This is a genomic window from Pseudomonas sp. HMWF006 (assembly GCF_003061205.1).
Classification (GTDB): Bacteria; Pseudomonadota; Gammaproteobacteria; order Pseudomonadales; family Pseudomonadaceae; genus Aquipseudomonas; species Aquipseudomonas monsensis.
This window is the reverse complement of record NZ_QAIU01000025.1, coordinates 1-9,622: the sequence shown is the minus strand read 5'-3', so window position 1 is coordinate 9,622 and position 9,622 is coordinate 1. Positions and strand designations below refer to the sequence as shown.

The following is a 9,622-nucleotide window of genomic DNA, read 5'->3' as shown; positions in this document are numbered from 1 at the left end:
GATCAGGTCTGGGGCGCTCAACGTCTGACCCTGGTGGGTGAAGCCGCGGTGGTGCGGGTCGGCGGCCTGGAGTCGCGCAACAAGCTGCGTTATGGCCGTGACTCGGTGTATGGGCAGTACGGTTTCGGCGGCGATACCGACGGTTTCGTCACCTCGACCTCATGGGGCTATCGCGCGCGGGCCATCCTCGATTACGCCAACGTGATCGGCGGGATCAACCTCAAACCCAACTTGTCCTGGTCGCATGACGTTGCCGGTTACGGCCCCAACGGCCTGTTCAACGAAGGCGCGAAAGCGATCAGCGTCGGCGTCGATGCCGACTACCGCAACACCTACACCGCAAGCCTGAGTTACACCGACTTTTTCGGCGGTGACTACAACGTCCTCGAAGACCGTGACTTCGTGGCCCTGAGCTTCGGCGTGAACTTCTGATCTGCCCGAGAAGGATGAATGCAATGCGCAAAATGATTCTGCAATGTGGTGTCCTCGCCCTCGGTTTGCTGGCGGCCAACGTGATGGCGTCGGTGTCGCCGGATGAGGCCAACAAGCTAGGTACCAGTCTCACTCCGCTGGGTGCCGAGAAGGCCGGCAACGCTGACGGCTCGATTCCGGCCTGGACCGGCGGCATTCCGAAAAATGCCGGGGCGGTAGACAGCAAAGGCTTCCTCGCTGACCCGTTTGCCAATGAAAAACCGTTGTTCACCATTACCGCGGCGAACGTCGATCAGTACAAAAGCAAGCTCTCCGACGGCCAGGTGGCGATGTTCAAACGTTACCCGGAAACCTACAGGATTCCGGTCTACCCGACCCACCGCACGGTCGCGGTGCCGCCGGAAATCTATGAGTCGGCCAAGCGCAGCGCACTCAACGTGACCAGCATCAATGAGGGCAACGGCCTGGCCAATTTCACCGGCAACCGTTATTACGCGTTTCCGATTCCGAAGAATGGCGTTGAGGTGTTGTGGAACCACATCACCCGCTATCACGGCGGCAACCTGCGGCGGATCATCACTCAGGTGACGCCACAGACCAATGGCAGCTACACGCCGATCCGCTTCGAAGAGGAGATCGCCGTGCCGCAACTGATGAAGGATCTCGATCCGGAAAAAGCCGCCAATGTTCTGACCTTCTTCAAGCAGTCGGTGACTGCGCCGGCACGTCTGGCCGGTAACGTACTGCTGGTGCACGAGACCCTCGATCAGGTGAAGGAGCCGCGTCTGGCATGGATCTACAACGCCGGTCAGCGCCGGGTGCGCCGCGCACCGCAAGTGGCCTATGACGGCCCGGGCACTGCGGCTGATGGCCTGCGTACGTCGGACAACTTCGACATGTTCTCCGGCGCCCCGGATCGCTACGACTGGAAACTGGTCGGCAAGAAGGAAATGTACATTCCGTACAACAGCTACAAGCTCGATTCGCCGAAGCTCAAGTACGACGACATCGTCAAGGCCGGGCATATCAATCAGGATCTGACGCGTTATGAACTGCACCGCGTGTGGGAAGTGATCGGCACGGTCAAACCGAGCGAGCGGCACATCTACGCCAAGCGCCACATGTACATCGACGAAGACAGCTGGCAGGTGGCTCTTGCCGACCACTATGACGGTCGCGGGCAACTGTGGCGCGTCGCCGAGGGGCATGCTCAGTACTACTACGATCACCAGGCCCAGGCCTACACCCTCGAGGCGCTCTACGACATCATTGCCGGCCGTTACATTGCACTGGGGATGAAGAACGAAGAGAAACACAGCTTCGAATTCGGCTTCGAAGCCAAGGCGGCCGACTACACGCCATCGGCCCTGCGCGCTGAGGGTGTACGGTAATTCGTCGAATACCGCCGTGAACCTGTGGCGAGCTCCCTCGCCACAGCGGTTCGGTTCAGATGATCAGAATAAGACCAGGTGGTCGCGTTTTTATGGCCGCCAATCAGCGTGCTGAATACTCGTCAACAAGCGGTCTGGAGAGGGCTAGGGTGAACCCACAACTATAAAAAGGCTCACCCGATGACCGCCATGACGCTGTGTCTGGATCGCCCCGGATTTTTACCCAGACTCTCCTCCCATCATCAATCGCGCCCGCGCTTGAGTGAGCCGTTGCTGGCCTCGGTGGCGCGGGTCAGGCTGATTTGCGCCCCCGCTGGCAGTGGCAAAAGCGCGCTGCTGACCGAGTGCTTGCTCCAGGCACCTGTGGCGTGCGAGGTGCGGTGGTTGCCAATGGCGGGCGCCACGCTGAGTGTCGGCGAATTCTGCCAGCGTCTGACCCAGGCGCTGGGGCTGGCGGAGTGCGTTGATGAGTCGGGTTTGATCACGACCCTGGCGCATTGGTCGACACCCACATGGCTGTTTATTGATGACTTCGCTCGACTGCCGGATCCGGCGCTGGACGCTTTGCTCGATCGCCTGTTGGCTGTCAGCAGTCCGGCGCTGATCTGGTGGATCGGTACGCGCCGACGTCCACAATGCAACTGGCCGCGACTGCTGCTTGGCGATGAATTGTACGAGTGCGAAAGCACGACACTGGCGCTGACGCAACACGAGATCGCCGGTGCCTTGCGGCATCTGGCGCCGGAACAGGCTGGCCATGTCGCCACGCGCATCGTCCAGCGCACCGGTGGCTGGTGCGCCGGTGTGCGCATGGCACTGCTGCAGAAGTGCGACTGGTCGCAAAGCATTCAGCCGCAACAGCGCGTCGACACCTTGCTCGATTATCTGCAACACGAACTCTTCAGCAGCCTCACCCCGGAGTTGACCGAGGCGTGGCGGGTGCTGGCACATCTGCCGCGCTTCAATGCCGAACTGTGTGAGCACTTGTTGGGTGCCGGGGAGGGCGCGCAACACTTGCGCACGCTGCATACGCTTGGCTGTTTTATCGAACCGTGGAATGACTCGCCGCACTGGTTACAGATCTTTGCGCCGCTGGCCCGGGTCATGCGCGAGGAACAATGGCCCTCGGCCCGCTCCTGGCACCGTCGGGCCTGCCAGTGGTTCAGTGCCGAGCAGGACTGGCGCTCGGCCTTCGAGCAAGCGCTCCTGGCCGAGGAGCACGAGACGGCGGTCAGCCTTTTGCAGCATTTCAACTTCGAGCACCTGTTCGAAGAACAAACGGTGGTGCTGTTGCTGCGCCTGCATGAATGCCACAGCGAAGAGCTGACCCTGAGCACCCCCCAGTTGATCGGTTTGATCACTGCCGCATTGCTCTTTGCCGGTCGTTTTGAACAGGCGGCACATTGTATCGGGCAGCTGTCGCGGTTCATGCCGCAACCCTCGGCTCAACAAGAGAAACAACTGATCGCGCGTTGGCAGATGCTGCAAGGGTGGTTGATGCATTTGCAGGGACAAATGGCTCCGGCGCGGGAATATTTTCGACAAGCGTTGGACGAACTGGCTGTCGATGCCTGGCCGGCAAGGTTGCTGTGCCTGTCGGGGCAGACCCAACAGGCGTTGTTGTGTGGTGACCTCGAACTGGCCCATGGCATCAATCGGGAGGCCCTATGCCTGGCCCGTGCTCAAGGCTCGCTGCTGTTCGAAGGTCTGCTCGAACTCGACCATGCTCAGGTGCTTGAGCAGCGTGGCGCGCCGGCAAGGGCCGAAAATCTGTTACTGAGCATCGAGCAATTGCTTTCTCACAGAGCCGAACGCCCCACGCCATTGCTGGGCCGCATCGCATTGCGTCGAGGTCGGCTGGCCTTGTACATGGGGCGCGAGCAACAGGCAGCAGATTTTTTTTGCAAGGGGATAGAGGACTGCCTGCGCAGTCACGACAAACGCGTGTTGTATGGCTATTTGGGCCAGGCACAACTGGCGGCCAATCGAATGGACTATGCCCAGGCGTTCGAACGTCTGCGTGAGGCCGAGAGGGTGATGCAGCAACGGCAGATACCGGACACGGTCTACCGCGGAGCGCTTTTGCAACTCAGCAGCCAGTTCTGGTTGCAGCAAGGGCGGCCGCAGTTGGCGCAAGAAGCGTTGAGCCGGGTATTGCGGCACTATCAACCACCCGAGGCGCTGCAGGCACCTCCCGCCACTGTGGAGTTAATCCCGCGCATTCAATACTTGTTGATACTGGCCAAGGCTTATATGGATTGTGAAGAAGATCTATTGGGCCAGCTCGAGCCGCTACTGAAACAAGCGCAGAGCGGCGGAGCTTTGACACTGGAAGCGGAATTGCATTTTGCGTTGGCCGAAGTGGCATCGCTGCAGCGCCAGCCATTCCGGCTGATCGAACACCGGGAGCTTGGTTGCAGGATTGTGCAACGAGCGAACCTGGATGGCGTGCGGCATCAGTTCTCTTTACTTCCTTCGAATTTTTTTCCTGAAGAAAAAGAGGTTTCTTTAGCCTGTTCCGAAAGTTTTGAGTGTGCCAGCGTGCTCAGTCGGCGAGAGCAGCAGGTGTTGGAGCTTGTTGCATTGGGTGATTCCAATCGGCAAATCGCGGAGAAACTTTTCCTTTCATTGCACACTGTAAAAACTCATGTGCGAAGAATATATACAAAGTTGGCGGTGGAACGCCGGACTCACGCAGTAGCCAAGGCGAGATTGCTTGGCTTTAAGTTGTAAATAAAACACGGCAGAGTGGCTTTGTATTCAGATGTATATTGGCGTGTCGGGTTAAACACGCTTGGAAAAATTTTCGAGCTATCTTTTGTATGTGTGCCGGTATTAGTTTGATTTGCGAATGCAGTCGACAGGCAGTCGTTGCAATTATCAAACTGATCGGGATTTTTATTGATGAACTTTGAAAAAGTTGAAAATACGGCTCTTGCTCGCCAGGGCGAAGCATTGTCCAATATTGTGAAAGAGTTGGAACTGGTACCTGCTTTCAAAGTGATCGTGCAGGATTGTTTGCGGGAAGCTGTTGCGAAGATTGCGCCAGGAGTATTGGTTAGCAAAATTCATATCAATGTTCTTGAGGGGGGTAGCCAAAAAGCAAACGCGCCAATGGGACGTTTACTTGAGGTTTTTCTGGAGTGTTTGCAGCGTGGCGAAGTACCTGTTTACTCTCCGGCTATCTATGCGATTTACGATTATCCTGGCTCTACCGATTCACGGGATATCATCAAGGGCCTGGATGTTACGGCGGTCGAAAATATACTGTCTGATTTGTTGGGGAATATTGCGACCCGTTACGTTTCCGCGTTAAAAAGATACTGGGAAATTAACGAGGTTTCCCAAAGTGGCTACGCGTATCCAAAACTTTCGCGCAAGTCTGCGTTGGCTGTTCTTCAATCGGTCTTGTTTGAGCGGGAGCTCGATTCATGGACGGCGCACGGTGAAATTACTCAGGAGGAAAGGGCGCGCATCAGTAGTACTGTTCAAGCGGGTTTGACAGGCATGGGTTACAGCGTCCATATCGAAGGCCGGAATGGCAGTTATGTTGAGCAAAACTCAATGTTTGTGGTGCCACTGACTAATCCGGTTCACGAACAACTGATTCCAGCAAGCGAGGGTGCCGTTGTTCTCTATTCGCCAGATCGAGGGATCGAGAAGTTCGCCTCCTCGCTGATACTTCAGCAAGCCCTGGTCTCGCGATTGAAGTGGACGGACACGCGGGAGGAGTTTCTGCAGGCGCTGCCGCTCGATGAGCGAGAAGGGTTTGCCTATGGTTACGATGTTCGCTTTTTGAAAGTCCATGGGAATCTGTTCGAACGTTACGCAGAGCAGACGTTGCACAAGGCCTACAGAGACGTCGAATACCACCTGGATCGACTCAACAGGGGCAGTTCGGATCTGGATGGGTGCATGGCGACCGTGGAGTCGACGCAGTCCTTGCCGGAAATTACTCATCACGCCAAAAAAAGGCAGGCCGGTCTTCTGAAGGTTGTGGAGCGGAATGCATGGCCAGACTGGTTGAAAACTACTTCGGATACCAATCAGGAAGTGTACGTTGCACTGCAACAGCGACTTCTCGAAGCCGAAGTAAAACATCATCAGACCACCCATGGCATAACGTCGCTCAAGGACTATTCTCGTGTGGCCGTGGAGGATTTTTTATCCCCGGGTGATGATGAGCGCGTTAATCCGGACAATGTACCCGTAGACATCATTCATACCGTACCGTTGGTGAACGGGCAGAAGATTGAGCTCACTGAGCGTAAAACGCTGACGCAGGTTTTCATGCACGGCGCCAATGATGATGCGGGGAGTTATAAAATTATCCCGCGAGTATTCACTGACAATCCAAAAATGACACCCACGAATCTGATGCGTGCGATTCAGACGCTGAACATCCGTGTGGCCTATAACACGGCGCGCCGCCTGCTTTACTCGCAATCCGATGTTGTCGAATCCATGCGGGAAGTTTTCGGGCGAAAGACCGCACTCACATTGTTTGCCGCCGTATTGCAAAAACATGTGACTTCGATCGCTCAGGATCTGGCAATGCGTTATAACTTTGGTGACGACTCTATCGAAACCATGGGCGTGTCACTCCGGGGCTGGATTAAACCCTTTAAGAATTTGCTGGTGTATCGCAGGAAAGGTGTCGATGCCGAACGAAACCTTCATGTCCTTCATATGCCTGGACTCACCACAGGGAAGGAGTGGTATCAGTTTCCTGATCTGAAATCTTTACAGCATCAGATTGCACGCTGGGTAGTAAACAAGGAAAGCTGGGCCTATTTGAAAGATCAGGCATACGCAAGCGATAGCGCGAATATAGAGCGGTACTACCTGCACGATAGCCTTCATGAGATGCTTCAAGAATGGTGGTGGTCGACTATCGAGGTGAAAAGCTTTTCCGAAGACGGTCCGTTGAAGGGCGCGGTTCAGAATCAGATCAGTTGGGATGCCGATCAGGCTGAAGTCGCTACACCGCAATGGTATGTAAAAGCCAAAGTCGCGGATCAGCGCCTGCTTAATCGTTTGAACTATGATTTCAAGGCTGTTTACCACCATGCTAAAGAAAAGCTCGAAATCGTGCCTTTCAAAGAGTTTTCGAGGAAGTTGGTCAGCCAGGAGCTCAACCGATACTTAGGTCGTTCGGGGACTGTTGCTGAAATTAATCCAGATGAAGTCTGGGTGAAATTTCATGCGGATTCGAAAATCAGCCTTACTGACTTTTTCGTCCAGTGGCAGCTGTGGCGCAGTGATGTAAGTGTCTTCCAGAAGTTCTTTTCCTGGGTTTCTCCCGCAGGTAACTATCTGACAGCGCTCACAGAACAGTTGAGAACCGCAAGCTTCTGGACGTTTACTGGCCAACCTGTCGAGCAGTTGAATGCCAAAGTCATCAACGATCTGATCGGTCTGACGCCAGGTGAAAAATACCTTCAATATCTGAGAGAAAACTTCCTTGAGCCATCTGATGTCGACTTGAAGGTGAAGCTGTTTCGAAAGACAAAACAGAATGAAATGCTCAGGGCCGCGTTGATTCAGAAAATCAAGGGCGAGCTGTCGCAAGAGCAGTTCAACTGGCTGCAGCGGTTGATTGATGGTTTTGATCATGATTTGCCTCGCGAAAACGTCATCGCTGTGGGAGGCAAGCCGGGAATCGGTGTTTATGAGTTCACGCTCCAAGGTCGGGCCCTGACTGGCGCCTATGTGTTCGGGCGCAGAGTCAACAACCGAGACGAGTTTATGGTCTACGTGCCCAATACTCCGGATGGCAAAGACTTCTTCCCGCTTGAACAGCTGGCTGCTCGATTGACTGGTTCTGCCTTCAGGAAGGTTGTCATGGGGCTGGTGCGTCTGGAGCACCAGCAGATTGTCAAAAGTCTCATTGATAACTATTGGGACGCGAAGCCCTTGGTCACATCGACGCCTGATCTGACAAATAGCTATCCGATACTTAGTTTCCGACAACAGTACCGGGCAAAGATCAGCCATCTTATTGCCGATACGGACTTCCAGACGACCAGCCCATCAGAAGCATTCTGGAAAGATGCGAGGATTCTTGCTGAATTCGCACTGGACGTGGCTTCAATGTTTATTCCGCCCCTTGGTCTTGCAGCGTCGGTGTTGCGCATCACGACATCGGTTGTACAAGGCATTGTGGCTTCCAGCCAAGGTCTCGACGATGCGGCCAATGCTTATTTTGCATCGGCCTGGAGAGGCGCGATCATGCTGTATGTGGGTAAGGTCGGCGCCATTGGTTCTCCCGTGAATCCGCTTGCCTTACTGTCGAATGTCAGAGACTTTGCCGACGTGGTGAGCGCAGTGACCGGCGTTGAGGTCAGTATCAGCTATGTCACGGCTGTGGCCGCGCCGCCCATGGTGGTGAATAGCACGACCCGCTTGCTCAACTGACGCGATAAACAGCACGAATCACCGCTGTCGGTCATTCGTGCTGTTGGCACGGTTCAGACATGTTCGGACTCATAGCCCATCCGCCAACTCACGGCCCGCGTCGCAGCCAACAAGCGCTGCGCCGCCGGGCCGTTTTCGTCGGCGTGGAACAGCGAGGTCGGGCCGACGATGGTCAATACGGCGGCGATCTGCCCGACGGCGTTGAACACCGGGGCAGACAAGGCATCCACACCCGGCATCAATAAACCATGCACATGATGCAGACCGCGTTCGCGGATCTGTTCACACAACGTCGCATAGGCCTTTTCATCCGCCAGCGGGTGATCGGCAACGGTGGTTTCCTGCTCACGCAGCTCATCGGTTTCCCGGTGTGGCAGATAAGCGCTGAAGACCAGTCCGGTCGATGAACTGAGCAAGGGCAAGACCGAGCCCAATTGTGTCACCACCGTCACCGCGCGCACCGCCGGTTCGATATGCACCACGGTCGCACCCTGATTGCCCCACACCGCGAGGAAGCAGGTTTCGTTCAACTCGTCGCGCAACTCGGCCAGCGGCAGGGCGGCGACTTTCAGCACGTCCATACTATTGAGGGCGGCCAGGCCCACACGCAGTGCTTCACGACCCAGGCCGTAATGGTTGGTGGCGGTGTTCTGCTCGGCAAATCCCGATGCGATCAAGGCTTGCAGATAGCGATGCACCTTGCTGGCCGGCATCTGCACATGTTCGGCCAGGCGCGACAGCGACGTGGACGGCGACAACTCGGCGAGGGCCTTGAGGATGTCGGTGCCGACTTCGGCGGAGCGGACTTTCTGTTTGCCGTTGCTGTCGCTGGTTTTTTCCATGGTGCGGTCGGGTTCCGATACGAATGGGCGTCTTTATAGCTTGACGCTGGATAGCGAGCAAATTACGTTATGCGTAATCGAATTACGATAATAACAACCCCGGCGTGCCGAAACCTCTGAGCCAGAGCGATGGGCCACTGCCGACTCCCTGTTCAGGAGGCTCCATGAACCTCGATTCAACCGCGTCGACGCTGGTTTACCAGTCCGGTTTCGGCAACGAATTCAGTACTGAAGCGTTGCCCGGCGCGCTGCCTGTCGGCCAGAACTCTCCGCAAAAAGCCCCCTACGGTCTCTACACCGAATTGTTTTCCGGCACCGCATTCACCATGACCCGCAGTGAAGCGCGGCGGACCTGGATGTACCGGATTCAGCCTTCGGCCAATCACCCGGCCTTCGTCAAACTGGAACGGCAACTGGCCGGCGGCCCGCTGGGTGAAGTGACGCCCAACCGGCTGCGCTGGAACCCGCTGGAGATCCCGGCCGAGCCCACCGATTTCATTGACGGTCTGGTGAGCATGGCGGCCAATGCCGGTGCGGATA

General features: G+C 56.1%; 6 protein-coding genes. 5 read left to right on the top strand and 1 reads right to left on the bottom strand.

The window, feature by feature from the left end:
• The 4 genes from DBR24_RS00670 to DBR24_RS00655 form a co-directional block, all read left to right on the top strand.
• The coding region (locus DBR24_RS00670; RefSeq protein WP_128613580.1) for a DUF1302 family protein at positions 1-432 on the top strand (432 nt) is incomplete at its 5' end.
• A gap of 23 nt (positions 433-455) precedes the next feature.
• Positions 456-1,823 (top strand): DUF1329 domain-containing protein, encoded by a 1,368-nt coding sequence (locus DBR24_RS00665; RefSeq protein ID WP_128613579.1) that lies wholly within the window; start codon positions 456-458, stop codon positions 1,821-1,823.
• A 180-nt stretch (positions 1,824-2,003) separates the two neighbouring features.
• A complete protein-coding gene (locus DBR24_RS00660; protein ID WP_128613578.1) occupies positions 2,004-4,556 on the top strand; it encodes a LuxR C-terminal-related transcriptional regulator in 2,553 nt (850 codons plus the stop codon).
• 171 nt (positions 4,557-4,727) lie between these two features.
• Complete coding sequence (locus DBR24_RS00655; protein ID WP_128613577.1) at positions 4,728-8,240, top strand: dermonecrotic toxin domain-containing protein; 3,513 nt, start codon at positions 4,728-4,730, stop codon at positions 8,238-8,240.
• A gap of 53 nt (positions 8,241-8,293) precedes the next feature.
• Here the strand turns inward: DBR24_RS00655 and DBR24_RS00650 are convergent, their stop codons facing one another.
• Positions 8,294-9,082, bottom strand: a complete 789-nt coding sequence (locus DBR24_RS00650; protein WP_123464755.1) for an IclR family transcriptional regulator — start codon at positions 9,080-9,082, stop codon at positions 8,294-8,296.
• Between the two features lie 164 nt (positions 9,083-9,246).
• Here DBR24_RS00650 and DBR24_RS00645 point away from each other — a divergent pair.
• The coding region (locus tag DBR24_RS00645; protein ID WP_128613576.1) for a homogentisate 1,2-dioxygenase at positions 9,247-9,622 on the top strand (376 nt) is incomplete at its 3' end.